Genomic DNA, 25,639 nt, shown 5'->3' with positions numbered 1-25,639 from the left:
TCCTCACTTGTCCGTGTGGCGTTGACCGGTGTCACCCGGCCGAGGGTGGGCGGGTCAACACGGTGTGCCGCAACCCGTACCGGACACCGAGGTGGCCTGCGCGTTCGCCGTTGCGCGCACCCGGCGGAACACCGCGCAGCGCGGCGTTCATCACGTTGTCGGGGCTTACCTGGGCCGCCGGGGTGGCAAAGTGTGCGCTCGTCAGCTTCGGCACGGTCTGCTGCGCACTCCCGGTCGCGGCGCCCCAGCTCGCCGGCACCGACAGTCCGCCCACGTGCGCGGCGGACGCGGTGCCCGCCGTGACGCCTATGCCGCTGTGAAAATGCCACCCGCCGGCGCCCAGGGCGGCGAATTGCGGTGTCGGATACCAGGCGCCCCCGGCTCCGGCGGTGGTGCCCAGGCCCGGGAACAGTTGTTGCCCGATAGACCAACCGAAGTTCCCCAACCCCACCCCGAAGTACGCCTGCAGTGTTTGCCGCAGCACGTTGTACATGCCGGGATAGAGCCCCGCCCAGTTGTTGTCGGGCGTGGGCAGCCACCCCAGCATCGGTGCCCACCCGATCGGTGTGTCGACGATGTGCACGATGTCCGAGGGAGAGGCGCCCGCGGGTGCCACCGCGAGATCCCGGACTGCGGCGCGGGACAGCAACTGCGGAATCGTGTGCGCCGCCTCGGGGGCGGTGTCGCCGTCGTGCGCGTCGGTGGTGTGGGGAGGCGCGGCGAACCGGCTCAATTCGGTGGCAAGCGCTGCGGAGGCCGCATATCCGTACATTGCCGTGGCGTCCTGAGCCCACATTTCCAGATAATCGGCTTCGGCGGCCGCGATGGCGGGGAAATTCTGTCCGAATACATTGGTGGCGACCAGCGTCATCAATAGGACCCGGTTAGCCGCGATTACCGGCGGCGGCACCGTCATCGAGAATGCGGTTTCGTAGGCGGCCGCGGCGGCGCGGGCATGGTTGGCGGCTTCCTCGGCGCGGACGGCTGACGCACTCAGCCAACTCACGTACGGTCCCACTGCCGCAACCATCGACTCCGCGGCCGGTCCGATCCACAGCGAGGTGGTCAGTTCGGCCACCACAGATGTGTAACCCGTTGCAGTCAAACTCAATTCGACGGCCAGACTGTCCCACGCGGAGGCCGCGGCGAGCAGGGGTCCTGACCCTGGACCGGTGTAGATCCGGCCCGAGTTGATCTCAGGCGGCAATGCCGCGAAGTCGAACACCACCCTCCTAGCCAGCACACAATGGGGGTCGTTTCTGCACAGTCGCGGCCACGCTGCGGCAACCCTCTGAAAACATAGAGGCAACCACCGCGGCACCCGGTTCAGTCCACCAGATATTCATTTTCGCGAATTAGTTGTTAAACCGCAGTTCAGGAAAATGGCGAAAGGGGTAGCGAGCGTTTCAGTCCGACTCGAGCACAAGTGCCATTTCCGGGCAGGAGTCGACACCTTCCCTGGCGAGTTGCTCGTATCGTGCGGCGACCTGATGCTCCTGCAGGATCGAGTAGCCGGCCTCGTCGATCGGGAACAGCTCGGGGTCCACCGCGTAGCACTGTGCGTGCCCGGCACATTTCGACTGTTCGAGACGAATCCTCATCGGAAGTCAGCCTAGCCATCGGCTCGCCGGACGCCCCCGCACGCGACCACGTTGGTAGGTTTCCCGGCGTGAGCCCCCCGGACGCCTACCACGCCGGTGATTTCCACCTGCCCAGGCTGGAATACTCGTCACTGCCACTGGCCGCGGATCGCGGGGTGGGCTGGCGGGTCCTGCGGGGGGCGGGCCCGGTGGTCTTCATGAACGGCCACTATTATTTGACTCGACGCGAGGATGTGCTGGCCGCGCTACGCAATCCCGAGGTCTTTTCGTCGCGGGTGCTGCAGCCGCCGACCAATCCCCTCCCGGTACTCCCGCTCGCGTTCGACCCGCCGCAACACACCCACTACCGCAAGATCCTGCAGCCCTATTTCAGCCCGCACGCGCTGGGCAAATCCTTACCCGTGCTGGCCCGCCATGCAGCCGACATGATCGGCGCGCTCGCCGACCGCGGTGGCTGCGACGCGATGGCCGAGCTGGCACGTCTCTACCCATTCCAGGTGTTTCTCGACCTCTATGGGCTGCCCCTTGAGGACCGGGACCGGTTGATCAACTGGAAAGACGCCATCACCGGCGACCAGGCCTACCTGTCCCTGGCCGAGATGGAAAAGGGGCAGATTAACCTGTTCGGCTATCTCAGCGACGCGATTCAACAGCGCCGGCAACATCCTGGCTCCGACATGTTGTCCCACATCATGACCGACCCGGCCGGCCTCACCGACCTCGAACTGCTGGGCATGAGTCACCTGCTGATCCTCGCCGGTCTGGACACAGTGACGGCGGCCATTGGTTTCGCTCTGCTCGAACTCGCCCGCAGGCCGCTGTTGCGTGCCCAGATCCGTGACGATCCGCGGCAGACCCGACATTTCGTCGAGGAGATCGTCCGGCTCGAGCCTGCGGCACCGGTGGCGCCCCGGATCACCACCACATTCGTCCACGTCGGTGGCATGACCCTGCCACCAGGTGCGCAGGTCCGGTTGTGTATGGCCGCGGTCAACCGCGACGGCAGCGATGTGACGTCCACCGACGAGCTGGTCATGGACGGCAAGCTGCACCGGCACTGGGGTTTCGGCGGCGGACCACATCGCTGTCTGGGCTCCCACCTCGCGCGGATGGAACTGACGGTCGTCGTCGCAGAGTGGCTCAGAAGGATCCCGGACTTCGGCCTACCGGCTGATTATTCGCCGCAGATCGCATTTCCATCGAAGACGTTCGCGCTCATGTCGCTGCCGTTGCAGTGGGACTGAGCGGGGTGGGTTATCCCGGTATCCGGCGTCTCCCCCAGCGACGCTCCTTTCTATGAGCGTTCATAGAAATACTGGAGAGCAGCCTGAAACATAGCGAATACATAGATTGCGGACCGATCCTCGGATCATCGGGCAGCGCCTGCCCCTGCATGGTATTTGCCCAGTTCACAGACCGGCATGGGCAACCACGGGTTGAACGCACGCTGAACATAACTCGGCACCTAGTGAACAGTCGGCGTCTTCGGTTCCTGCAGAGCAGCTGCCAATCTAATGTGGTTCATGTGAGTCAACTGAGATAGCTACCAGATCTTCAGATGACCTGATATAATCCGCGACTTTTGTTAAAGCGGGGGGACGCCGATCGAGGCAGTCGCAGCACATCGGGGTGTTGCGCTCAATCCGAAAATCAAGCCACGCCGGAGGAATCTGATGTCTTTTGTTCGTACCTATCCCGAGCACCTGGTCGCTGCAGCCAGCAATTTGCAGTCGCTGGGTGCGGCGTTCAACGCCGGGACTGCGGCGGCTGCCGGGCCCATCACGACGGTGTTGCCCGCTGCAATCGACGAGGTGTCGGTGCTGACGGCAGCGCAGTTCGCCACGCACGGTCAGCGGTTTGCGGAGTTGAGTGCACAGGCATCGCGGATTCAGGCGCAGTTGGCGGCGACGCTGGCCACCAATGGGGTGTCGTACGCGGACACCGAGGCGGCCAACGTCGCAGCGGGGCTGTAGACGGGTATCAGAGACCAGGGGCAGGGGCATCGTGGTGGATTATGGATTGTTGCCGCCGGAGATCAATTCGGCGCGAATTTTTGCAGGTCCGGGTCCGGCTTCGCTGATTGCCGCGGCGACGGCGTGGCAGGGTTTGGCGGCAGACTTGGCGGCGGCGGCGACGGGTCATCGATCGGTGATCGAGACGTTGACCAGTGGTCCGTGGACCGGTCCAGCCTCAGCACAGGTGGCGGCGGCGGTTTCGCCGTTCATCATGTGGTTGACCAACAGTGCCGAGCAGGCGGGACAGACGGCAGGTCAGGCCGGTGCGGCGGCTAACGCCTACGAGACGGCATTGACGGCGTCGGTGCCGCCACCCATGATCGCGGCGAACCGGGCGTTGGTGCAGGCGTTGACCGCGACGAACATTTTTGGGCAGAACAGCGCCGCTATTGCGCAGTTGGAGGCCCAGTACGGCGAGTTCTGGGCCCAGGACGCCGGGGCGATGTACACCTATGCCGGCAGCACCGCGGCGGCTACCCAGCTCGCCGAACCGGTGGCGCCGGCAGAGGTGACTGATCCGCTGACCGGGCCCGTCGATCAGGCGATCGCCGCGGTCAAGGCCCAGGGTTCGGCCATCCAGACCCAGCTCAACAATGTGGGTGCTTACGTGAATCCCCGGGTCGGCGATGTGCTCAAGACGTTATCGTCGCCGCTCAACGGCAACGGCCCGGCCATCGATGCCTGGCTGATGGCCAACACGCCGCTGGATGACATTGTGCCGCTGTACCAGAAGTACCTGTCGCCGTACATCAACTCGGTAGCGGCTTCGATTCAGGTGGTCCAATCCGTCGGCCAGAACAGCAGTGGTCTTTCGGGCCTCCTCAGTTTCGGCAACACCCTCAGCAAGGACGCCGCCTCTGCGGCTAGCAAGGCTGCCGAGGCTGCGACCGGCGCGGGGCAGGCTGCGGCAGGTGCTGGACAGGCTGCGGCCGGTGCTGCGGGCAAGCTGGGTGGGGTGGCTGCGGGCCTGGGCAAGGCGGTGCCGCTGGGCGGGTTGTCGGCGCCGGCGAGTTGGACGCCGTGGCATGCCACGCTGAATCCGGGGGTGGCCTCGGCAGTTCCGGCGGGTGCTCAGGGCGCCAACAGCTTCCCGATGGCTCCGCCGTTCGGGCAGTTCGTCAACGGTGGCTACGGGCGCAATCAGCCGACATATGGGTTCAAGCCCTCGGTGATGGCCAAGCCCCCGGCCGCCGGCTAGCGGTCATCGGGCATCAGGGGGAACAGACACCGATGTTCGACTTCGGCTTGTTGCCGCCCGAGATCAATTCCGGGCGGATGTATACCGGGGCCGGTTCGGGGCCCATGCTGGCCGCCGCGGCAGCGTGGAGCGTCCTGGCAGCTGAGATGGCCTCCGTCGCGCAAGGCCACCGGTCGGTGATCGTGGAACTGACCGGTGGGCCGTGGGTCGGGCCGGCCGCGGAATCGCTGGTCGCGGCGGTGACACCGTTCATCGCCTGGCTGGACAGCGGCGCGGCGGAAGCCGAGCAGGCCGCCGGTCAGGCATTCACCGCTGCGGCGGCCTACGAAACGGCGTTCACCGCCACGATCCCGCCGCCGGTCATAGCGGCCAACCGGGCGTTGCTGGGGGCGTTGGTGGCCACCAACTTCCTGGGGATCAATACTCCGGCCATCATGGCCACCGAGGCGGCGTACGCGGAGTTCTGGGCCCAGGACGCCGGGGCGATGTACAGCTATGCGGGGAGTTCCGCGGCCGCCACCGAGTTGACCGAGTTGCCCCAGCCCGCCGAGGTCACCGATCCCACCGGACTGGCCAACCAGGCCGTTGCGGCCCTCAAGAGCGCGGGCCAGGCGGTGGAAGGCCAACTCAACAACCTGGGATCGCACATAGCGCCGCGTCTCGGCGATGTGCTGCAGACACTGTCGTCCCCACTCAACGGCCAGGGCGCCGCGATCGACAGCTGGATCGCCGCCAACACTCCCCTCGACGACATCGTCCCGCTCTACACGAAATACCTGTCGCCCTACATCAATTCGTGGGCATTGTTGAACCAGAGCACGCTGTGGTTCGGAGACGACGCAGCGGGCTTCGCGAAGGTCGCCACTGTTGCGAATACGCTGTCTGCCGACGCCGCCAAGGAAGCCGCAAAAGCTACCCAGGCCGCCGGAGCGGCCGCGCGCAGCGGCGTCGGCGGCGTGGCCGCGAGTCTGGGTAAAGCGGTCCCGATCGGCAAGTTGTCGGCCCCGGCCGGCTGGACCACGGCAACCGCACCGAGCACCGCTGGCGCGACAGCGATCAGCAAGGCCACCGCGATTCCCGCTGCGGCCGAAGGCAGTGCCTGCAACGTGCCCGGGACCGGCCCCGTCGGCCAGTTCGTCAACGCCGGCAACGGCCGTAAGACCCCCGCCTACGGACACCGACTCAAATTCATGACCAGACCACCGGCAGCCGGCTAGTTAACCTGGTTGTCGACTTCACGCCACGTTGTCCCCCACGTGGCGTGACCTTTTCGCGAAGACCTCTGCGGCAGTTCGCCGTTCGCTGCACAGTTTCGCAGTAGCCGTGACCGTCCCGGTGCTCGATCGAGCTGTGTGCAGCGCGCTCGTCGCTCTTCGCATTCAACAGATGACAGGGCCAGAAAGGACAATGCCGCTGCGTGGCGCCGGCCGTCAACCGGCGCCGCCGCAGCGGCAGGGCCCGTGTTACTTGCGCACCTCGGTGGCTGCGACCTGCACGAAGGTGCCGGTGTCCTCGGCCATCAGCAGGCCTCGACCGCGGGGCAACGGACCACCCTTCATCTTGCCCCGGATGAAGCCTTCGTCCGGGTCGGCGTCCATCACCAGCAGCGGCGCATTGGCCTGATGCAGACCTCGGAGCATCGGGTCGCTGCCTGCCGACGACCAACCGCCGAAGGTGCGGGTGACGATCACGTGCAGACCGACGTCGGCGGCCCGGTTCACGAACGGCACCACCTTGTGCAGCGGCGAGTCGAAGCCGGGGGGCAGCTGCTGGATGTCGTCGACGATCAGGAAAATCTCCGGACCGCTCCACCATGACCGCGACAACAGCTCCTCGGCGGACAGACCCGGCGGTGGTTCCCGCCCCGCCAATGCCGCCGACAGCTCACCCATCATCGCGACCACGCCGTCGAGGTTGTAGGCGAATTTCTCCACGTAGTCCGAGCCCAGCGTGGTCAGCAGTTGCCGGCGCGGGTCGATCAACCACACCTGCGCGGATTTGCGTCCGGGCGGCGGGGGCGGTGCGCTGGTGGCACCGGGCGCGTACAACCGGCCGATTTCGGACATGATGGTGGCCAGCGTCGTGGTCCGCCCACATTCGCGTCGACCGGTCACCATGAGGTGCGAGTTCTCGGCGAAGTTGAGGTAGACCGGCTGCAGGTCCAATTCGGAAATGGCCCAGGCGATTCCGCCGGCACCGACGCCCTGACGGGTGTCCCGCGCCGCAAGCTCGCGGACCTGTTCCACACCGAACCGCGCCGGCAGTCGCCGCACCGGGGGTGCCACCGCCGTGGTGAGCCGGCTGACCGCGGCGACCACACTGTCGCTCTCGAACACATTGTCGGCGGTGCTGGACAACGACGGGCGGGCCACCAGGGTGTGCAGGCCGGCCTGCGGGTCACTGTCGAGTCGCACGTAGTTGACCGCAACCATGCCGCGCCCCGGCTTGACCGGGACGTCCTTGGCGAACCGGGAACGCACCAGCTTGGCGTCCTCGACGGCGGCCAACCGCAGTTCGACACGCGAGCCGAAACCACTGCGCACCGGGGGCCGCAGCTCCGATTCGCGGTCGGCGGTGACGATCACGTGCACACCGAACGAGGGACCCTGGTTGATGATCACGTTGACCTGGTCGATCAACACCTCGTTTTCCTCGGCCAAGGCACGATAGTTGTCGATGACCAGGTAGACGTCACCGAACCCGTCGTTGGGCACCGGACCGGCTTCCCCGCCGAACTTGCGGCGCCGGAACATCTCCATCGACGCGATGCCGTACTCCAGGAAGCTGCGCTTGCGTTCGCGCACCAACGCCAACAGCTCAGCGACCGTACGGCGGACACCGTAGGGATCGGTGGGACCGGCGACCTCGCCCACGTGCGGCAGCTGGGCCACCGTGGTCAACGCGGTGCTGCTGTAGGCCAGGCAGTAGAACTGCACCTGCTCGGGTGTGTGGGTCAGCGCCGCCGAGCAGATCAACGTCTGCAACGCGGTGGTCTTGCCGGAACCGCCGGCGCCCAGGATCAGGACGTTGGAGCCCGGCCCGGAGGTGTCGACCGTCCACGGCGGCTGGTCGTGCTTGAACGGCCGGTCGATGATCCCGATCGGGAACACCAAATTCCTGGCCGAGCCGTAGTCCTTGTTCCACGGGTGCCCGAGGAAGCGGTTGACCAGTTCGTCGATGGCGATCGGCTGGGTCAGCGGCGGCTGCCACAACCGGTACGGCTCGAACTTGATCTTGCGCAGCTGATCGATGATCACCGTGCCGACCTTCGGCGTACGGATCGCCTCTTCCTCCTCCTCGACGACCTCACCGTTGGTCAGGGCGGGCAGGTCAGGCTCGACGGTCGGACCGCCGACGCTGACTTCCATCGGCGTGAACGAGTTGGTGAACAGTTGCGGGCGCACGTAGTCGATGCTGTGCACCAGCACCGGGGCTTCCTCGCCGTCGACGCTGGAGATGCGGAAGTAGTCGCGCCACAGGAACTCGGCCTGGAACCGGATGATGTCTTCCAGGCTCTTACGGAAGTAGCCCAGCCCGGCCTGCGCCGGCAGGTTCACCGCGTTGGGCACACCTGCCGCCTGCGCGGCGCCGGCGGTACGGGCTTTCAGCACCAGCCGGTAGCCCATGTTCTCCATCAGCTTCTCGGCGCGGCTCTCGATCGTCTGGGACGCCATCATCAGGTGGATCCAGTAGGCGCGGCCCTGCCGGCCGATCGAGTCGAGCACGTCGACGGCGGTCGGCATGATCCGGAACCACTCGTAGAACTCGTCGATGACGACCACCAGCATCGGCAGCGGCGCCATGTCCTGGCCGCGTGCCCGCATCCTGGTCCGCACGGAGTTGTATTCCTTGGCGTCGTCCACTCCGGCGCTGTCACAGATCGCCTTGCGACGCGCGATCTCGCCCCACAGCGCGTCCAGGAAGCGCTCCATCAGCGCCTGGTCTTCTTCCAGGTCGGTGATGATGCGCGACACGTGCGGCACCCCGGCGAACGGCTTCACGGCCGATCCACCCTTGAGGTCGGCCAGCACGAACTGCAGTTCCTCCGGCGGGTGACCGAGCATCAGCGACTCGATCACCGTGCGCACCAGCGTCGACTTACCCGAACCCGTCGTACCCGACATGACGCCGTGCGGGCCGTCGCCGCCTTCGTCCAGCGACTTCATGTCCAGGAACAGCAGCTCGCCGTTGTCGGAGCGGTTGCCGAACGGCGCCCGCAACCTGGAGCGGCCCATCGTGTCCGTGCGGCTGCCCCACAGATCCTCGAAGTCGATCGCGGAAGGATCGTTGATCCCGTAGTAGGACAAGATGTCCCGGGCGCCGATGTGGGCGACCCGCTGGCCGATCTCCTCGTAGGCCTCGGCGAGTCGCCACTGGGCCAGCTTCTGACTGAACTCTTCGGCTTCGGCGGTGCTGATCTGGTCGGTCAGCGCGAAGAACCACGGCTTGTCGTCGATCACCATCCAGGTGTCACGGTCGCGGGGCAGCGCCTCGATCACGCCGATTTCGTCGAACTGCAGCTTGCGCTCAGGAACCCCGGTCCACATCGACGAGCCGGTCAGGTCGAAGAACGTCACGCCGTCGACACCCTCGGCGCTGATCACGTACTCCCACTGCGGGTCGTCGACGTCGGCGATGATCACGTGGTGCGGGGTCGGCGTCTGCGCCGAGGAACTGGCGTGCCGAGGTGTGAAAGACCCACGCCCGGCGAACAATTCGGCCTGCTCGGCGGCGAACTCGCGCACCGAGCTGTACACCATCCGGGCGTTGCCGGCGGCGTCGTGGCGCCGGGAGTCGCCGAAGTGCGGCAGCCACTTGACCCAGTCCCACTCCTCGAGGTCCGAGCTGACCACGATGAACTGCATGTGGTCGGGGCCGTGCGAGAAGGTCAGTTGACAGATGATCGAGCGCATCAGCCCGAGCACCTGCTCGCGGTCCCCGACCAACGCATACCAGGGTTCCACCAGCACCGAGATCATCTTCGGCAGGTTGTAGACCACGCTCTGGTAGCGCCCGAACTCCTGCAGCGCCTTACCGGTCACCGGCTCCAGCTCGATGTCGGTGGGCATGTTCTGCGGCTCACCCCAGGTGACCTCGGGTCGCGTCATACCGACGCCGACGCGGACCACCCCGAAGTTGAGGTCTTTGCCGTCCGGCTTGCGCTCCCACATGCGCGACGTCCCCACCGCGGCGGACAACGTGTTGGGTGCCGGGTGGAACCAGCGGTAGTTGGCGTCCATGCTGTCCGCCGACTCCTGCGCGGTCTCCCGCAGCATGTCCAGCATCAGCATGAACTGGGCGCGCATCGCGTCCAGTTTCGGCCGGCTCATCTGCTGCTGGCCGCCGAACCGGCCGCCGAACATCATCATCATCATTCCGCCGACCATGAAGATCGGGAAGATCGAGCCGACACCGCCGAACACGTGTGAGCCGCTGGCGAAAGTCATGGCGACCATGCCGCCGAGCAGACCGATCACCACCACGCCGACCACGATCAGCCACCAGGGCTTGCCCTCGGGCGGCGGAATGCTCAGCGGGGTCGGCAGAACAATGTTCTCCGGCTTGATGACCGGCGGTCTCTCCGGTGTCGGTCGGGCAAAACCACGTTTCACTTCGGTACCACCAACTCTGCAGGGGTCATGTCCATCGGTAGCGTGTCGTGCTCCACCAGAGCATCCGCGCGCGACAATGTCGGGCCTTGCGGCATCAGCCGCAGCGCCACCCACGGCGCCAGGCTCGGCTGCAGGGTCAGACCCAGCGCTTCGCGCGCTTCCTTGGTGTCGTCCACCCCGAAGCGCGCACCCGCGTTGGTCAGCCACCACAACGACTCGGTGGTCTGGGCGCCGGGATTGTTGCCGGTGACCGCCACGAAATTCGCGTAGTTGGGTCCGAAATAGACCTGGTCGGCCACGCGTCCGGTCATGTCCGCCTTCACCAGGTTGACCACCCGGTTCATCTCGCTGGGCTTGATCGGCAGCGTCGGCCCCGAGACCACCTGGACCCGCGCGCGGTTCTCACCGGTGGTTCGTTCCCACCACCAGCAGGTGGACGGGTTCTCCCGGATGTCCTGCACGTTCAGCGGATCGTTCGGGTAGGAGGACAGGTCCAACCGGTTCACCACCGGCATCTTGGCCAGCGCGGACGGTTCGACCGTCACCGGCTTGGTGTTGCCCGGCCGCTCGGCGTTCTGCAGGATCTGGGCCACCAGCGGCGGCAGGGTTTGCACCCCGTCGGTCAGCACCAGCGAATACTGTTGTGGCCCACTGATTTGCGGGGTGACGAGGATCGTTCCGACCGGACCGGGCGCACCGGGGAAGGTCGGCTGGGCGCCCGCGTTGGGCACCTCGGGGACCAGCAGTTCCGGTCCGACCGGCAGCGCGTCGTAGAGCGCGTGGCTCATCGGCCGCGCCTGCGTCACCTGTTCCGGGGTCAGTCCGAGTGGCAGCAGCACCGACCGGTCGGTGGCGTCGATCTTGGACCGGCGGCCTTCCCGGATCACCCAGGTACTGCCGCCATAGCTGAGCACCACCGCGTCCGATCCGCTGAGAATGCGACGGTGGCCGCTCATGTCCGGCGTTCCGTCGATCACCGTCACGGTCACCCCGCCCGGCGAAGCCATCCCACCCGACGTGCCGCCCACGGTGTCGCACACCAACCACGACGACGCGGGAGGGTTCTTCGGCGCGAACTCGGTGGGAGCGCCGGGAATACCGACCAGCGGTCCGTGCGGCATGCTGGCGATCTGGCTGCTGCGGACCAGGTGCGGGTTGTCCGGGCGCCCGGTGATCAGTCGTGCCGACGCCAGGTTCAGCGCCGGGTAGAGCCGGTCCCCCACTTTGACGTACAGCGCCCCGGAGTCCCGGTCGGCGATGATCGGGGCATCGTTGATCTGGCCCGCCGGGCTGATGAAGGAGTACAGCAGGGCGCCCAGGCAGATGACCAGTGCCGCCGAGACCGACGCGACGACGGCCAGGGTCTGACGCCGACCGGGCTCGATCTCCATGCGCACCCGCCACCGGGTCAACGCCATGGCGGTGCGGCGCGCCAGGAATTGGTAGCCCGTTACCTGGGTCCGCGTCGACAATCCGAGACCGTATCCCGATCCCCGCTGTCCGCGGCTATGTTCAGCCACGTTCGATCACCTTCCGGTTGTCAAAATCCCTGGATATGAGCCCTTGCGGTCAAGTACATCGATAACCGTAGGGCACCCGTAGAGACCTCGCCAGGCGGCAGGAGCCGTCGGCGGCCGCGCTGGATCCCCCACGGTTTCATCGTGTCTTCTCTGGGCATGGTAGCCGCGAATGGCCCAGTCGGCGCGCTAAGTCACACACCGCCGGATTCCCCGGTCCGAGCTGCGGGTAGCAAGATTGCCGGCATGACCGAGCTTGCGCCGTCTCTCGTCGAACTCGCCCGGCGGTACGGCATCGCCACGAGTTATCAGGATTGGACCGGCCGGCAGGTGCTGGTCTCCGAGACCACAGTGGTGTCCGTTCTTGCCGCGCTCGGCGTCGCGGCCGGGACCGAGCAGCAGCGCAACCAGTCCCTCATCTCCAAACGTCGGGCGTACTGGCAACGGCCGCTGCCGCCGACGGTGGTGTCCCGCGCCGGGGCGCAGACGCGATTCTGGGCGCATGTGACCCATGGCGCGCCCGCCGACGTGTGGTTGGAGCTCGAGGACGGCACCCGACGCACCGGTGCGGACAGCGGCATCGTGCAGATCGACAACTTCACGCCGCCGTTCGAGCTGGACGGCCGCTGGGTCGGTGAGGCCAGTTTCCTGCTGCCGGGCGACATTCCGCTGGGCTACCACCGGTTGCAGCTGCGTTCCGGCGACGAATCGGCCGACACCGCCCTGATCGTGACACCGGACTGGGTGGGGCTGCCCGACGCCCTCGGCGGCCGGCGGGCCTGGGGGCTGGCCGTTCAGCTGTATAGCGTGCGGTCCGGACGGTCGTGGGGTGTGGGCGACCTCACCGACCTGGCCGACCTGGCGCTCTGGTCGGCTACCGTGCACGGCGCCGACTACGTGCTGGTCAACCCCATGCACGCGGCGGCGCCGCCACGATCCGCCGCCGAACCCATGGAGCCCTCCCCCTACCTGCCCACGTCGCGGCGCTTCGTCAACCCGCTCTATCTGCGCGTCGAAGCCGTCCCGGAGTTCGTCGACCTGCCCAAGCGCCGCCGGGTGCGCCAATTGCGCGACCGCGTGCAGCAGCGCGCCGATCAGCTCGACCGCATCGACCGCGACACAGCGTGGGCCGCCAAGTGTGAGGTGCTGCGACTGCTGCATGCGGTGCCGAGGTCGGCGGGCCGCGAGTTGTCCTACGCCGCGTTTCGCGCCCGGGAAGGTCAGGCCCTGGACGACTTCGCGACCTGGTGTGCGCTGGCGGAGGTGCACGGCGGGGACTGGCGTCGGTGGCCGAAGTCGCTGCAGCATCCCGACGCCGGCGGTGTTGCCAAGTTCGTCAGGAAGAACCAGCGAGCGGTCGACTTCCACCGGTGGCTGCAGTGGCAATTGGACGAGCAACTCGCGGCCGCCCAGTCGCAGGCCGTGCGTGCGGGGATGGCGCTGGGCGTCATGCATGACCTGGCGGTCGGCGTGCACCCCACCGGTGCCGACGCCTGGGCTCTGCAGGATGTGCTGGCGCTGGGCGTCACCGCGGGCGCGCCGCCGGATGAGTTCAATCAACTCGGCCAGGACTGGTCGCAGCCGCCGTGGCGCCCCGACCGGCTCGAGCAGGCTGAGTACCGGCCGTTCCGTGCGCTGATCCGGGCGGTGTTGCGGCACGCCGGTGGCGTCCGGATCGACCACATCATCGGGCTGTTCCGGTTGTGGTGGATCCCCGACGGTGCGCTGCCCACCGGCGGGGCCTACGTGCGATACGACCACGAGGCGATGATCGGCATCGTCGCGCTGGAAGCTGTCCGGGCCGGCGCGGTCGTGGTCGGCGAGGATCTGGGCACCGTCGAGCCCTGGGTGCGCGACTACTTATTACTGCGCGGCCTGCTGGGCACCTCGATCCTGTGGTTCGAGCAGGACTTCGAGCAGGGAAATGCTTCCGGCGGCCCGCTGCCCGCCGAACGCTGGCGGGAATACTGTCTGTCCGCGGTCACCACCCATGACCTGCCGCCGACCGCCGGTTACCTGGCCGGCGACCACGTGCGGCTGCGGGAGGACCTGGGATTGCTGACCCGGCCGGTGGCGGCCGAGTTGGAGCACGCGGCGACGGAGCGGGCGGCCTGGCTGGCCGAACTGCGCCGCGTCGGTGTCCTCGCCGACGCTGAGGATCGGCCCGAGCAGTTGATCCTGGCCCTGTACCGCTACCTGTGCCGCACTCCGTCACGGCTGCTCGGGGTGGCCCTGACCGACGCGGTCGGTGACCGGCGTACGCAGAACCAGCCGGGCACCACCGACGAGTACCCGAACTGGCGGATTCCGTTGACCGGCCCGGACGGCCGGCCGATGCTATTGGAGGACGTCTTCACCGACGAACGCGCCGCGGCACTGCTTGATGCGGTGCGCGCCGAGATCGGGCCGTGAGTGCTGTGTCCACCGACCGCGCGGCCCTCAGCGACCTGGTGCACCGCTATGCAGCCTATGTCGACGATCGTGAATTCGATTCTGTGACAATGCTTTTCACCGAGAATGCCGAACTGACGGTGCCGGACCCGCCGGGCAATCTGCGGCCGGTCCGCTCGCATCGGGGCCACAGCGCGATCGCGGACGCGGTGGCTGCCGTTGCGCACGTGGCCCGCACCGAGCACGCCATCGTCGGTGAGGTCTACGACCCGGGCCCACGCAGCGGAGCCGCGCGTGGCCGGATCGCGTGCGTGGCGCACCACTGGAGCCGGCGGGCTGAGGAGGTGATCGACGCCGTATGGCATCTGCGCTACGACGACGAATACGAACTCACTGACACCGGTTGGCGGATCAGTAGTCGAGCTCTGACGATCAACGCCATCGAGACCCGCCCGGTACGCCGGTTACTGCCCCGACGGTAGGCCGAACCGTTTGTGCCAGCGGCATTCCGGGTAAATTCCCGACGGGCTCCAACTCGGTCGATCGGGACGACCGCTGCAAGTTGCTGCAGAGGAGATGCTCATGGACGACGCCGCACGCTACGCCGTGGGCGGGCAACCGCACGACTCGATGCGGGCGCTGGATGACTTCGAAGACAACGTGGAACGCGCACCCGGACTGGTGGTCATGACCGGCGCGGTTCTGGCGTCCGTGGGGTCGGTGGCGGCGTTCGCGCTGGGCAAGATCGGTATCGGAATCGGCGCCGCCAGCAGCGGAATGCTGATCCTGAGCGCTGGGTTGTCCTGGCTCAGTATGGAACGGCGCCGGGTACGCGCCGCGGAACGCGAGATGCGGTTCGACGAAGCGCCGCGGCGGGCGGGCTAACGCAGGTCGGCGAGGTTCTGCACCGACTTGCGCACATCGGAGCGCAGCACTCGCGCCACGACTTTGCCGACCGGCCCGCTGAGTACGCCGCCGCTGAGGTCGGCGGTGAGGTCGAAGGTCGAACCCGGATCCTGCGGGGTCACCTTCATCGCGACGGTGATGCGGATCCCGCCGCGGCCGCGGCCTTGCAGTTCAATGGATTTCGGCTCGTCATACTCGGTGACTTCCCAGTGGATGACATTGCGGAAGCCCTTGACCTTGACACACGACGAGACACAGGTGCCCTTCTCGATGTTGTCGGGCACCTTGCCGCGCCAGCCGGCGAAAATCGTCATCCACTCGTCGAAGCGCTGCAGATCGGAAGCGAGCTTCCAGGCTGCCTCGGGGTCCACGTCCGAAGTCGTCGAGACATCTACCTTGGCCACCTGGTTGTGCTCCTCCCGCTGTGAACAGTCCCGCGGTTACATACCCGAGCGCGGCAGGGAGAAAACACCGGCGTCTTCGTCGGCATGAACGGGCTTGCCGGACAACGGGATTGGTCAGATACCGGTCCAGGCGGTGGCCACCTGGGTGGCGACATCGATGATCTGGGCGGCCTGGGACTCCGGCTTGTCGATCTCTTCTTTGACGTACTGGGCGATGAAGCGCCGGATCTCGCCGTCCACACCGGCCAGAATGCGCAGCACTTCGCCGCGGAATGAATTCGATGACACGTTGACGGTGATGTCGGAGGGCCGCGGTTTGGACACGTCGACGATGAGCAGCAGCGGTTCGGCCGCGCGCGCCGTGGCCCGCAGCGCGATATCGCCGGTGACCACGAAACGCTGCTTGTCCAGGCGCAAGTCCAGCAGCAGGTCGATGGTCAGCGGGATGTGGATGACGAACGTGATCAGGTCGCCGAGCTTGCGGGTGACCCGTGGCTCCTGGATCTTGACGTTCGCACTGACCTTGGCAATACCGCCGGGGCCCTGGGCGATCGGGTCCATGGCGAACTCACTGCCTGCAATTTCGGCGAAGGCGGCGGCCACCCGGTCGGGCGTGACCGCGACCTCGAAGAATCTGCGGCCGAACTCTTCGTAACTGAGGAAGTCGTGGTTTTGCATAGATTCCTACCGTCTCATGTCAGCTGCCCGGACAGACGTTGATCCGGTCGCGTCGCCCAATTTGTGTGATCTGGGCCACTTCTATCGAATTTGTGAACAACGCCACAAGCGGGCTGTTCGATTCGGTGTGTCGACTGCGGGCCTGCCACCCTGGAGTGATTGGAGGTGTTGAGTCCCATGCGCGCGCACGAATCATCTGAGCAGCGCCCCGCCGTCACCCGGATCGAAGGACTGCTGACCTGGCTCGGCGGCGGCCACTGGCGAGAACTCGCCGAACGCCACGAACGATCAACCCACGCCGTAGCGGGCGCGGTGGTGGCACTGGGGGCGATCCTGGCCTGGCTGGTTGCGGCCCTGGCCATGCGGTCGTCGATCCAGGCCGCCCCTTGGTGGGCGATCGCCGCCGGCACACTCGCTTTCGGCCTGCTGGTGGGCGCCGTGAGCCGCGGTGTGGCCGGCGGCCCGTCCCGCGGCCGTAGTGGTGTTGCCGGTCGCGCGGCGGTCGCCGTGGCCCTCGGCGTGCTGGTCGGCGAATTGGCCGCGCTGGTGATTTTCTCGGCAGCGATCGACCGCCGGTTGGACGAACGTGCCCTGCGCACCGCGGACTCGACGCCGGCCGTCGCGCAAGCGACCGCGGCCTGGCAGCAGAGCCGGGCGGCACGGTCGGCGCTGGACGCGCCGGTGGAACAGGCGCGCGGCGATCTGGACCGGGCTCTGGTGGTGGCTCGTTGCGAATACCATCCCAGCCCGGGTTGCCCGCAGACCCGCATCACCGGCGACCCCGGCCAGGGACCGGAGACGCGGACCGCCAACGAACTGCTCGCGGATGCACAACGTGCGCTGGACACCGCGACGGCAACTCGGGATCGACGAGCACCCGACCTGGACGCTCGGCTGGCACGCGATGAGCAGGCGGTCTTGGCCGCGCGGCACGGTGTGGTGGCCGACGCGGGCCGCGGGCTGAGTGCGCGATGGGTGGCCATGAACGAGGTGACATTCGGACCGGAGGCCGGCGTCGGTGCGCCGGTGCTGCGGTTACTGGCGGTCGCGTTCTTCGTCCTGCTGTATCTGCTGCCGCTGATTCTGCGGCTGTGGCGCGGCGAGACAACCCACGACCGCCACACGACGGCGCGCGCGGAGCGTGAACGCGCCGAGCTGGACGCGGACACCGCAATCGCGATCAAGCGTGCCGAGGTGCGCCGTGCCGCCGAAATCATGTGGGCCGAGCACCAACTCACCCAGACGCGGCTGGCCATCGAAGCCCAGGCCGAGATCGACCGGGAGCACCAACGCCGCCGAGTCATCGAAGCGATCGAGGCCCCGGTGCACGCGTCGTCGGAACGTACCTTCGAGCCAGTGGAGGATGACATGTACTTGCCGATCGCCGCCGAAGCGGAGGCGGCCAGTCGGGCGGTGGCGCAGCTGCCCGCCGGCGATGCTGCGCCAACAGATGCCCACGTCGACGCGCCGCAGCAGCTGCCGGCCGTGCCCGAACCCGTCCAGCACGTCGTCGAGCACTACGAAGAGCCGCAACCGACCGAACAGGAACGGGGAGCCCCGATGATTCCGTCCCTTCCGGACGCCACCCGAGCTGCTGCCCGTTGGATTCGCCCGCTGGTGCCACCGTTCGTCGCCCGGGTCATCGACAACACCACCCAGCCGTTACGCAGCGCGCGTCAGGTGTTCGAAGAAGTCGAGGAGATCGCGTTCTCGCTGAAGCGCACCCGTAAGGTCACGGTCGATTCGCAGAGTTCCGACGGCGGCAGCCACCGTCCGGCGCACCAGGATCCTGGCCCCGGAGGTTCTCATGAGGACCCGGCCGGGTCCCACCGGATCGAATCCTCGCGGGGCAGCGCGGCCGGGCAGCATCGGGCCGCGGACTACCGCCAGGTCGGCACGGACCCGCAGTACGCGTCCCTGACGCACCCACCCCGGCCCGACCTGGCGGGCCTGTCGGTGGGCGCCCGGGCCGGCGAGGACAGCCAGTACGAACTGGCCCAACGGCAAGGGCCACGCGAGCTGCGCGCGCCCGAGGGTCCACGTCAGCTGCCGCCGGGCAAATAGCGGGCCGTAGTGCCTTAGGGTCGGATGGGTGCCGCAGCGGCGGCGTATCATCGGCCCGGACTCTGGTCGAGGGGGCGCGCCCGGACGCCATGGCAGGGCAGTCGCGAGACGGATTGGGAACATGACGTGGATCAGGCAGTGATCGCGGTGGCAACCGCAGGGTCGTACGGAATGTCGGCCACCGCATGAAGGTCAGTCTTTTCCTCGCCGATGCGGCCCAGGCCGACATCCAGTCCGGGAAGGTGCACACCCTCGGGCTGGGCTGGCGACAGTGTCAAACACCCACGCCGCCTTTCGCTTTAGTCATCTTCCTGGACATCGACTGGGACGAGACCAACAAACAGCACAGGCTGACCTGTCAGCTGCTGAATACCGACGGCCAACCGGTGGTGGTGCCGGGTCCGCAAGGCCCGCAACGGATCCTGTTCGAGGCCGCCGCAGAAGCGGGTCGGCTGCCCGGGGCCATTCACGGCACCGCGGTCCGCATGCCGCTCACCCTGAACATCCCGGGCGGAATCCCGTTGGATCCGGGTATCTACGAGTGGCGGGTAGAGGTGGAAGGCTTCGAACGCGCTACGGCGATCGAAGCGCTGATCGTGTCTGCGGGGGCACTGCCCCCGCAGGGTTAGTGTCGCCCGGGTCACGAACGGCATTGTCGCACCGCTTCATTCACGGCCAGTTCCACGCCCCGAGAAGGACGTGCTGGTTCGCCCACGAAGACAGCAGTTGAGGGCCGCGGCACTTCCCCGTTGCCGCGGAGCGCTCAACCCGTCCCGGCAACGTCCGCCAGCGACCGCAGATGGTCGGCGGCGAACAACTCTCCCCACTCGTCCCGCGCGGCCGACTGCGCTTCGACGAAGCTGGGCGTCCGTTCGCCATCGCCGGCCAGATGCACCAGTGCCCACGCCATCGCGAACACCGGAACCCGGTGACGCTGTGCGGCGCTGTGCAATTCGTCGAATGCGCTGTCCGAACGGCACCGGCGCAAACCGATCAGGATGCCTTGCGCGGTGTCGAGAATGCGTCCCGAACTCGGGCTGTGCGAGCTCTGGGTGGGGGCACAGCTGGCCGTCATAGCTTGGTTCCTTCACGATTCACAACTGGCATACCATGCCATGATTTGCGGGCCGTCGCTCATTGCGCCAGACGCACGTCGACATCGAGACCCTCCCGTGAGCGCGTTGATATCCGCTCGAAGCCGCCGGACTCAGGGGCCGAGCACGCGGCGGGTGTAGTCGTTGAGGAATACGCGGTCGGGGTCGAGGCGGTCGCGAACCGCGATGAACCGATCCCATTCGGGATAACGCCCGCGCAGCGCTGCAGCGGTTTGATAGTGCCGCTTGCCCCAGTGCGGTCGCCCCGCGTACTCGTCCATGATCTCTTCGACTGCGCGGAAATAACTTTCGAACTCCATGCCGGTGAACTGGTGCACCGCTATGTAACAGGTGTCGCGGCCGTGCGCAGTCGACAGGAACGCATCGTCGGGCGCGCTGAAACGCACCTCGAGCGGGAACATGATCGGCAGCCGGCGCCGGCGCACGACGTCGATCACCCGCTCCACCGCCTCCTGTGCATGCATGCGCGGTATGGCGTACTCCATTTCGGTGAACTTGACGTTGCGTGCGCTGGCGTAGACCTTCCAACCGTGATCCTGGACTTTTGCCGGCGACATCAGGCCGGTCAGCAGCCGGTTCAGTTGCGGCGCCGCGCCTGGAAACCGACGTCCGGCGCGGCAGACCAGATTCAATCCGACGTTCTCGAACTCCTCCCCGAACCTCTTCTTCCACAACGGTTCTGGTCTCGGCTGTTGGTAGCTGCGCCGTGAGGTGCGTGTCAGAGCTGTGTCGGCGTGCGGAAAGACGAAGAATTCGAAATGGTCGTTGTCGTCCACGTACTCGTCGAGGTGCTCGAGTGTCGTGGCCAGGGGCCGCAACTCGTCCTCGCGATGCACGGTAAACAACGGCACCACCTTGAAGGTGACCTGCGAGATGACGCCCAGGGCTCCGAGCGACACGCGGGCGGCCAGATAGTCGTCTCCTTCGGACACCTGCAACACTTCCCCGCCGGCAGTGACCAGTCGCGCCGAGACGATCTGGGCCGATACGTTCTGGAACCGGGCTCCGGTGCCGTGCGTTGCGGTAGCCGTAGCGCCGGTGATCGACTGCTTGTCGATGTCGCCCTGGTTTTCGATGCCGAATCCGCGCGCGGCCAACTGCGCGAACAGCGAATGCAGTTGGGCGCCACCCTCGACGGTGGCCAGCCCGCGGGCCGCGTCGACGTCGAGAACGCGTTGCAGGCCCGTCATGTCGATCATCACGCCGTCGGTGCACGCGCAGTCGGTGAACGAATGCCCGGTGCCGACGGCCCGTACCCGCTGACTTTGTCGCGCTGCGCGGGTGACGATGTCGACCAGTTCACCTTCGGAGGTGGGTCGCCTGATCGCCACCGGCGCGCACACCTGGTCGCCGGCCCAGTTGGTCCACGTCGTCGTCATCAAAGCTCCTGCGCACGTTGTGTTGTCGTGGTCGAGCTCAGAGACCCGCTCGTCCCCGAGCTCAGAGAAATGTGCATCCCTCACCCCGATAGGTCGGGACGGTGTCGACGATCGCCGCACCGCGGACCAGATGCAGATGATCGAACCGCTCACACAGTTCGCCGGCCTTGGCATGCCGGAAATACACTCGGTCGCCGATCTTCAGCCGGCGCGCCGCGGCGCCGGTCAGTGGCGTCTGCACTTCGCCGGTACCTTCGGTCGAACTCAACTTCAGGCCAGTCGGCAGATAGGGAGTGGGCATGCGGTCCTTGGCGCCCACCCCGCTGGCCAGGTAACCGCCACCCAGTGCGGTCGCGGTGGTGTCGTCGGGCCGGCGCGACACCGGCAGTGCGAACATGGCCGCGGGTTGCAACGTAAACGCCGAATAGGAGTCGAACAGTGCCGGTGCGTAAAAGCCCGAGCCGGCGGTCGCTTCGGTCATCGCCGGCTCCCGGGCGACCAGTTGCAGGTCTCCGGTACCACCGGCATTGACGATCTCGAGGTCGGCGACCGCACGCACCAAATCAACTGCGCGGGCGCGGCGATCCCGCAACTCCGCGATGGAATGACGCTGTATCCAACCGACAATCGCGTTCTGTACCGGCTTGCCCGGTGCGCGGTCGCCGAGCCCGGCGATGTGCCCTTCGTACGACATCAGCGCGACCAGCCGCAGTCTCGGACGCCGGGCGATCTCCTCGGCCAGCGCGCGGGCTTGCTCGGGAGTGTGCAGCGGTGAGCGTTTGGGGCCGATCTTGACCCGCCCACCCGCGCGCCAGAAGCCGGCGTCCAGGTCCAGGCACAACCGCACGGGACGATCGGTCACGCTCTCGATCAGGTCCAGATGTTCGACGCAATCGACCATCAGGATCGGCGCGCCCGCCGGATTCTCGGCGGAGAGTTCGCCGTACTCACGCAAGGCTGCCCGGTCGGTGGTCGGGTAGGCCAGCAACAGATTCTCGAAACCGTGTCCCGCCAGCCACAGCGTTTCGCGCAGCGTAAACGTCATCAGGCCGTCGAACCGGGCATGTGAATCGAGGATCTCGCGTTGTAACTGCCTGCACCGCAATGACTTCGAGGCGACCCGGATCGGCTTGTCGCCTGCCCGCCGCAGCAGCTGTCCGGCGTTCTCCCACATCGCGTCGAGGTCCACGAAGGCGAAGGGTGCGTCCAGACCGGCGAACGCCTGCTCGTAGCGCTGCAGGCGGCCGGGCGCGTCCAGTCTCGTCTGACCCACGCCGACACACTAGATGAAGCTGCAGCGAGCATTGGTCCAAATGCTTGACACGAACATCGTCATCCTGAGTCTGTTGCGATCATCCGGGTCGTTGCGGTCCGACACCCACTCGGTGGCCGCATGTGACAACGCTTACAGAATTGCTTTGACGTCCTTCGCGCGGGCGATGTCGTCCCAGTCCAGCTCCAGCTCCAGCAGGATCTCTTCGGTGTGCTGGCCGTGTTCGGGCGCCCGCGAGGGATTCGGCGGGGTCTCGTTGAATTGCACTGGTGCGGCGACGGTTCGGTAAGGCTCGCCCCGGTCGTCGACATTGGTGATGACATATCCATTGGGTTCGACCTGCGGATCGTTGAGCGTTTCACGCGGGGTGGCCAGCGCTCCCCACACTCCCGGTTCGTCTTCGAGCACCCGCCGCCAGTGCGCAAGATCCTGGCGGGCAAACGCATTCGCGAAGATCTCGGTGGCTTCGGCTGCGTTGGCGATCAGGTTGCTCGACGGCACGAACCGCGGATCGTCGGCCAGTTCCGCCAATCCCATCCGCGTGCAGAAGCCGGCCCAGAACTTGTCCGGTTGCAGAAAGACCAGCTGAATCCACCTGTCGTCCTTGGTCTTGTACCGCGCCACCAGCGGATTGATCGCCAATCCCGGTGGTGCGCCGGGGATCCCGTCGATGTCGAACAGGTCGGCCACCGAAATCGACGGCGCGATGGCCCACATCGCCTGCGCGAGCAGCGAGGAGTCGACGATACTGGGCTCGCCTGTGCGTTCGCGGTGGAACAGCGCGGCACACACCCCGCCGGCCAACGTCGCGCCGCCCTGCAGGTCGCCGAACGCCGGACCCTGCACTGCCGGATTCTCGGTGCCGAACGGAGTCAGCGTGTAGGCCACTCCGCCGCGCGCCAGGTAGGTGGCGGCGTCGAATCCGCCCCGGTCCCGATCGGGACCGCGCACCCCCAGCCCGGTGCCCCGGGCAATGATGATGTTCGGATTGAACGAGCGGATGTCTGCGACCGTGAGTCGGGCCCGCTCCAGGGCGCCGGGCAACCAGTTGGTGAGGAACACATCGGCCGTCGCCAGCAGGCGACCGAACAGATCTCTGCCCATGCCGGACTTGAGGTCGATTGCGATGCTGCGCTTGCCGCGATTGCTCAACTCCAGGATGAAGTCGGCGTCGGCGCGCGCTGCCTCGCGGGTGAAGCCGCCGACGACCAGCGCGCGGCCGGGGTCGCCGGACGCGACGCCCTCCACTTTGATCACGTCCGCGCCCCAGTCCGCCAATGCGACGCCGGCCGACGGCACGTACGTCCACGATGCCAACTCCACGACTCGAACGCCGCTGAGCACAGCCGCCATTGTCCACCCCCTGAGTGACGCACGTCATTTCTTGCTATTTTAGATATTCTAGCTACTGTAAGGCATATTGATAGCCCAACCGGCGACCGAGCGCATCGGTGCGTGGCCGTCGGCGGACCAGATGCGACGGAGCTGGACATGCACTGCGCCGAGATCGACTGGCGGGGGTCGAATGGCGTTGTGCCGCAGGCTATCTAGCTGGCTCGGACACACCGGGGTGAGGGGCGGATCATGGGCCAATTGACCGGCAGGGTGGCGCTGATCAGCGGCGCGGCGCGGGGCCAGGGCCGATCCCACGCCCGGGCGCTGGCGGCTGAGGGTGCCGACATCATCGCCGTGGACCTGTGTGAAGACATCGAGACCAACGAGTACCCGCTGGCCCGCCCCGAGGATCTCGAAGAAACCGTGCGACTGGTGGAAAAGGAAGGTCAGCGCGTGTTCTCGGCCATCGCCGATGTCCGCGACCGCGCGGCCCTGTTCGCCACGATCGACGACGGCGTCACCGAACTGGGACGGCTGGACATCGTCGTCGCCAACGCCGGGATCTGCCCGCTGACCGCGGGTCTGCCGCCGCAGGCCTTCGCCGATGCGGTGGACGTCGATCTGGGTGGAGTGCTCAACCTGGTGCACGGCAGCCTGAAGTATCTGCAAGCCGGGGCGTCGGTCATTGTGATCGGATCCAACGCCGCCTTCATGTCGTCGATGAACACCACCGGCATCGACGGTGGACCTGGCGGGGCCGGCTACGCATTCGCGAAAATCGCTGCGGCGCATTACGTCAACGATTTCGCACGGGCGTTGGCGCCGTTCTCCATCCGGATGAACGCGGTCCACCCGACCAACGTCAACACCGAGATGCTGCACAGCGCGCCGATGTACCGCGCGTTTCGCCCCGACCTGCCCAACCCCACCCGAGCCGACGCCGAACCGATCTTCCCGCTGGTTCAGGCGATGCCGATCCCCTACGTGGAACCCGAGGACATCAGCGCCGCTGTGCTGTTCCTGGCCTCCGACGCTGCCCGCTACATCACCGGTCAGCAACTGCGGGTCGACGGTGGCGGCTTCCTCAAAGTCAAGCCCTGGTCGGGATCCTGACTCCGCGGATGCAATTGTCCTGCAATGAAGATGGAGAAGCCCGGTGAATGACCGCGACCCGGGGCCGGCGCCCGTGGCACGTCGCCTCTATGAGCTGATGGCGTTGATGAAGGCGGCCGACGACCGTCTATCGAAGGGCATCGCCACCGGCGAGTTCATGTGCGTGTACTGGCCGTCGCGCGGTCAGGAGGCCATCGCCGCCGCCATGGCGGTCGCCCTGCGGTCCGACGATCAGTTGGTGACCACCTACCGGGGACTGCACGACCTCATCGGCAAAGGTGTGCCTCTCGAGGAGATCTACGGCGAGATGATGGGGCGGGTCGTCGGCGCCGGCCGCGGTAAGGGCGGGACCATGCACATCGCCAATCCTGCTGCGGGAGTGATGTTTTCGACCGGTATCGTCGGTGCCGGTCTCCCGGTGGCGGTCGGGCTGGCGATGGCCGGCAAACGCAAGGGGCTGGACCGCGTCACGGTGGTCAGCTTCGGAGACGGGGCCACCAACACCGGCTCGTTCCACGAGGCGGCCAACATGGCCGCACTGTGGGACCTGCCGCTGGTGCTGGTCTGCCAGAACAACCTGTACGCCGAGATGACTCCGACGTCGGACACGATGAAACTCGAACAGGTCGCCGACCGCGCGGCCGGTTACGGCATGCCGGGAGTCCGGGTCGACGGCAACGACCCGCTGGCGGTGAAAGCGGCGCTGGACCAAGCGCTGGACCGGGCGCGCGGCGGCGGCGGGCCCACGTTCATCGAATGCGTGACCTTTCGCTTCCGCGGCCACTATTTCGGCGATCGAATGCCCTACATCCCCAAGGACCAACTCGCCGCGGCAATGGCCGCCGACCCGGTGCCGCGGTTTCGCGAACACCTGGCCCACACCCGGATCTGTAGTGCCGACGCCCTCGACCGCATCGATGCCGACGCCGCGGCACGCGTGGAGGACGCGCTACGCACTGTGCTGGGCGCCGATCCACCGGCCATCGACGAACTCGAACGTGACGTGTACGCGACTCCGATCAAGTTTCCGGTGTGAGG

At 66.9% G+C, this 25,639-nt stretch carries 21 protein-coding genes; 11 read left to right on the top strand and 10 right to left on the bottom strand.

What is annotated here, in order from left to right; all coding sequences use genetic code 11:
- Positions 1-31: 31 nt before the first annotated feature.
- Together AC5Y5Z_RS22120 and AC5Y5Z_RS22115 are read right to left on the bottom strand one after the other, a co-directional pair.
- Complete coding sequence (locus AC5Y5Z_RS22120; protein ID WP_463825403.1) at positions 32-1,225, bottom strand: PPE family protein; 1,194 nt, start codon at positions 1,223-1,225, stop codon at positions 32-34.
- A gap of 181 nt (positions 1,226-1,406) precedes the next feature.
- Positions 1,407-1,601, bottom strand: coding sequence for a ferredoxin (locus AC5Y5Z_RS22115; RefSeq protein ID WP_499927552.1), 195 nt, complete (start codon positions 1,599-1,601; stop codon positions 1,407-1,409).
- Between the two features lie 68 nt (positions 1,602-1,669).
- Between AC5Y5Z_RS22115 and AC5Y5Z_RS22110 the strand changes: the two genes are divergently transcribed.
- The 4 genes from AC5Y5Z_RS22110 to AC5Y5Z_RS22095 all read left to right on the top strand — a co-directional run bounded on the left by AC5Y5Z_RS22110 (position 1,670) and on the right by AC5Y5Z_RS22095 (position 6,031).
- Positions 1,670-2,845, top strand: coding sequence for a cytochrome P450 (locus AC5Y5Z_RS22110; protein ID WP_463825401.1), 1,176 nt, complete (start codon positions 1,670-1,672; stop codon positions 2,843-2,845).
- 429 nt (positions 2,846-3,274) lie between these two features.
- Positions 3,275-3,574, top strand: coding sequence for a PE family protein (locus tag AC5Y5Z_RS22105; RefSeq protein ID WP_463825400.1), 300 nt, complete (start codon positions 3,275-3,277; stop codon positions 3,572-3,574).
- A gap of 34 nt (positions 3,575-3,608) precedes the next feature.
- A complete protein-coding gene (locus tag AC5Y5Z_RS22100; protein ID WP_463825399.1) occupies positions 3,609-4,814 on the top strand; it encodes a PPE family protein in 1,206 nt (401 codons plus the stop codon).
- 32 nt (positions 4,815-4,846) lie between these two features.
- On the top strand, positions 4,847-6,031 hold the full coding sequence (locus AC5Y5Z_RS22095; RefSeq protein ID WP_499927549.1) for a PPE family protein: 1,185 nt from the start codon (positions 4,847-4,849) through the stop codon (positions 6,029-6,031).
- A gap of 246 nt (positions 6,032-6,277) precedes the next feature.
- On the opposite strand, the gene eccCa is transcribed toward AC5Y5Z_RS22095, so the two are convergent.
- Both eccCa and eccB read right to left on the bottom strand, forming a co-directional pair.
- Positions 6,278-10,426 (bottom strand): type VII secretion protein EccCa, encoded by a 4,149-nt coding sequence (gene eccCa, locus AC5Y5Z_RS22090; protein WP_463825397.1) that lies wholly within the window; start codon positions 10,424-10,426, stop codon positions 6,278-6,280.
- Positions 10,423-11,946, bottom strand: coding sequence for a type VII secretion protein EccB (eccB, locus tag AC5Y5Z_RS22085; RefSeq protein ID WP_463825396.1), 1,524 nt, complete (start codon positions 11,944-11,946; stop codon positions 10,423-10,425). Before eccB ends, eccCa begins: the two co-directional genes overlap by 4 nt.
- A gap of 243 nt (positions 11,947-12,189) precedes the next feature.
- Here eccB and malQ point away from each other — a divergent pair, with 243 nt between their 5' ends.
- The 3 genes from malQ (at position 12,190) to AC5Y5Z_RS22070 (ending at position 15,219) form a co-directional block, all read left to right on the top strand.
- The gene (malQ, locus tag AC5Y5Z_RS22080) at positions 12,190-14,355 is read left to right on the top strand and encodes a 4-alpha-glucanotransferase (protein ID WP_499927546.1); all 2,166 of its coding nucleotides are present in this window, start codon (positions 12,190-12,192) and stop codon (positions 14,353-14,355) included.
- Positions 14,352-14,816, top strand: a complete 465-nt coding sequence (locus AC5Y5Z_RS22075) for a nuclear transport factor 2 family protein (RefSeq protein WP_463825394.1) — start codon at positions 14,352-14,354, stop codon at positions 14,814-14,816. The genes malQ and AC5Y5Z_RS22075 overlap by 4 nt, the downstream gene beginning before the upstream one ends.
- 100 nt (positions 14,817-14,916) lie before the next feature.
- Complete coding sequence (locus AC5Y5Z_RS22070) at positions 14,917-15,219, top strand: hypothetical protein (protein WP_499927544.1); 303 nt, start codon at positions 14,917-14,919, stop codon at positions 15,217-15,219.
- On the opposite strand, the gene AC5Y5Z_RS22065 is transcribed toward AC5Y5Z_RS22070, so the two are convergent.
- Both AC5Y5Z_RS22065 and AC5Y5Z_RS22060 read right to left on the bottom strand, forming a co-directional pair.
- The gene (locus AC5Y5Z_RS22065; RefSeq protein WP_463825392.1) at positions 15,216-15,644 is read right to left on the bottom strand and encodes a type II toxin-antitoxin system Rv0910 family toxin; all 429 of its coding nucleotides are present in this window, start codon (positions 15,642-15,644) and stop codon (positions 15,216-15,218) included. The genes AC5Y5Z_RS22070 and AC5Y5Z_RS22065 overlap by 4 nt on opposite strands.
- Positions 15,645-15,758: 114 nt before the next feature.
- Entirely contained in the window at positions 15,759-16,322 is a 564-nt protein-coding gene (locus AC5Y5Z_RS22060; protein ID WP_463825391.1) for a hypothetical protein, read from the bottom strand.
- 177 nt (positions 16,323-16,499) lie between these two features.
- Between AC5Y5Z_RS22060 and AC5Y5Z_RS22055 the strand changes: the two genes are divergently transcribed.
- Complete coding sequence (locus AC5Y5Z_RS22055; protein ID WP_499927541.1) at positions 16,500-18,386, top strand: DUF4407 domain-containing protein; 1,887 nt, start codon at positions 16,500-16,502, stop codon at positions 18,384-18,386.
- A gap of 185 nt (positions 18,387-18,571) precedes the next feature.
- A complete protein-coding gene (locus tag AC5Y5Z_RS22050; protein ID WP_463825389.1) occupies positions 18,572-19,015 on the top strand; it encodes a DUF6941 family protein in 444 nt (147 codons plus the stop codon).
- Between the two features lie 134 nt (positions 19,016-19,149).
- Here the strand turns inward: AC5Y5Z_RS22050 and AC5Y5Z_RS22045 are convergent, their stop codons facing one another.
- The 4 genes from AC5Y5Z_RS22045 to AC5Y5Z_RS22030 all read right to left on the bottom strand — a co-directional run bounded on the left by AC5Y5Z_RS22045 (position 19,150) and on the right by AC5Y5Z_RS22030 (position 23,506).
- A complete protein-coding gene (locus tag AC5Y5Z_RS22045; protein ID WP_463825388.1) occupies positions 19,150-19,461 on the bottom strand; it encodes an ANTAR domain-containing protein in 312 nt (103 codons plus the stop codon).
- Positions 19,462-19,593: 132 nt separating this feature from the next.
- The gene (locus AC5Y5Z_RS22040; protein ID WP_499927539.1) at positions 19,594-20,880 is read right to left on the bottom strand and encodes a D-arabinono-1,4-lactone oxidase; all 1,287 of its coding nucleotides are present in this window, start codon (positions 20,878-20,880) and stop codon (positions 19,594-19,596) included.
- Between the two features lie 61 nt (positions 20,881-20,941).
- Complete coding sequence (locus AC5Y5Z_RS22035; protein ID WP_499927537.1) at positions 20,942-22,153, bottom strand: amino acid deaminase/aldolase; 1,212 nt, start codon at positions 22,151-22,153, stop codon at positions 20,942-20,944.
- A gap of 132 nt (positions 22,154-22,285) precedes the next feature.
- Complete coding sequence (locus AC5Y5Z_RS22030; protein WP_499927535.1) at positions 22,286-23,506, bottom strand: CaiB/BaiF CoA transferase family protein; 1,221 nt, start codon at positions 23,504-23,506, stop codon at positions 22,286-22,288.
- Between the two features lie 231 nt (positions 23,507-23,737).
- Between AC5Y5Z_RS22030 and AC5Y5Z_RS22025 the strand changes: the two genes are divergently transcribed.
- Both AC5Y5Z_RS22025 and AC5Y5Z_RS22020 read left to right on the top strand, forming a co-directional pair.
- Entirely contained in the window at positions 23,738-24,601 is an 864-nt protein-coding gene (locus tag AC5Y5Z_RS22025) for a mycofactocin-coupled SDR family oxidoreductase (protein ID WP_463825384.1), read from the top strand.
- Between the two features lie 97 nt (positions 24,602-24,698).
- A complete protein-coding gene (locus AC5Y5Z_RS22020; protein WP_499927603.1) occupies positions 24,699-25,637 on the top strand; it encodes a thiamine pyrophosphate-dependent dehydrogenase E1 component subunit alpha in 939 nt (312 codons plus the stop codon).
- The last annotated feature ends 2 nt before the right edge of the window (positions 25,638-25,639 follow it).

Source organism: Mycobacterium sp. NGS29, assembly GCF_059812965.1.
Note: the sequence above shows the minus strand (reverse complement) of the source record. Positions and strands in the feature narration are given on the sequence as shown.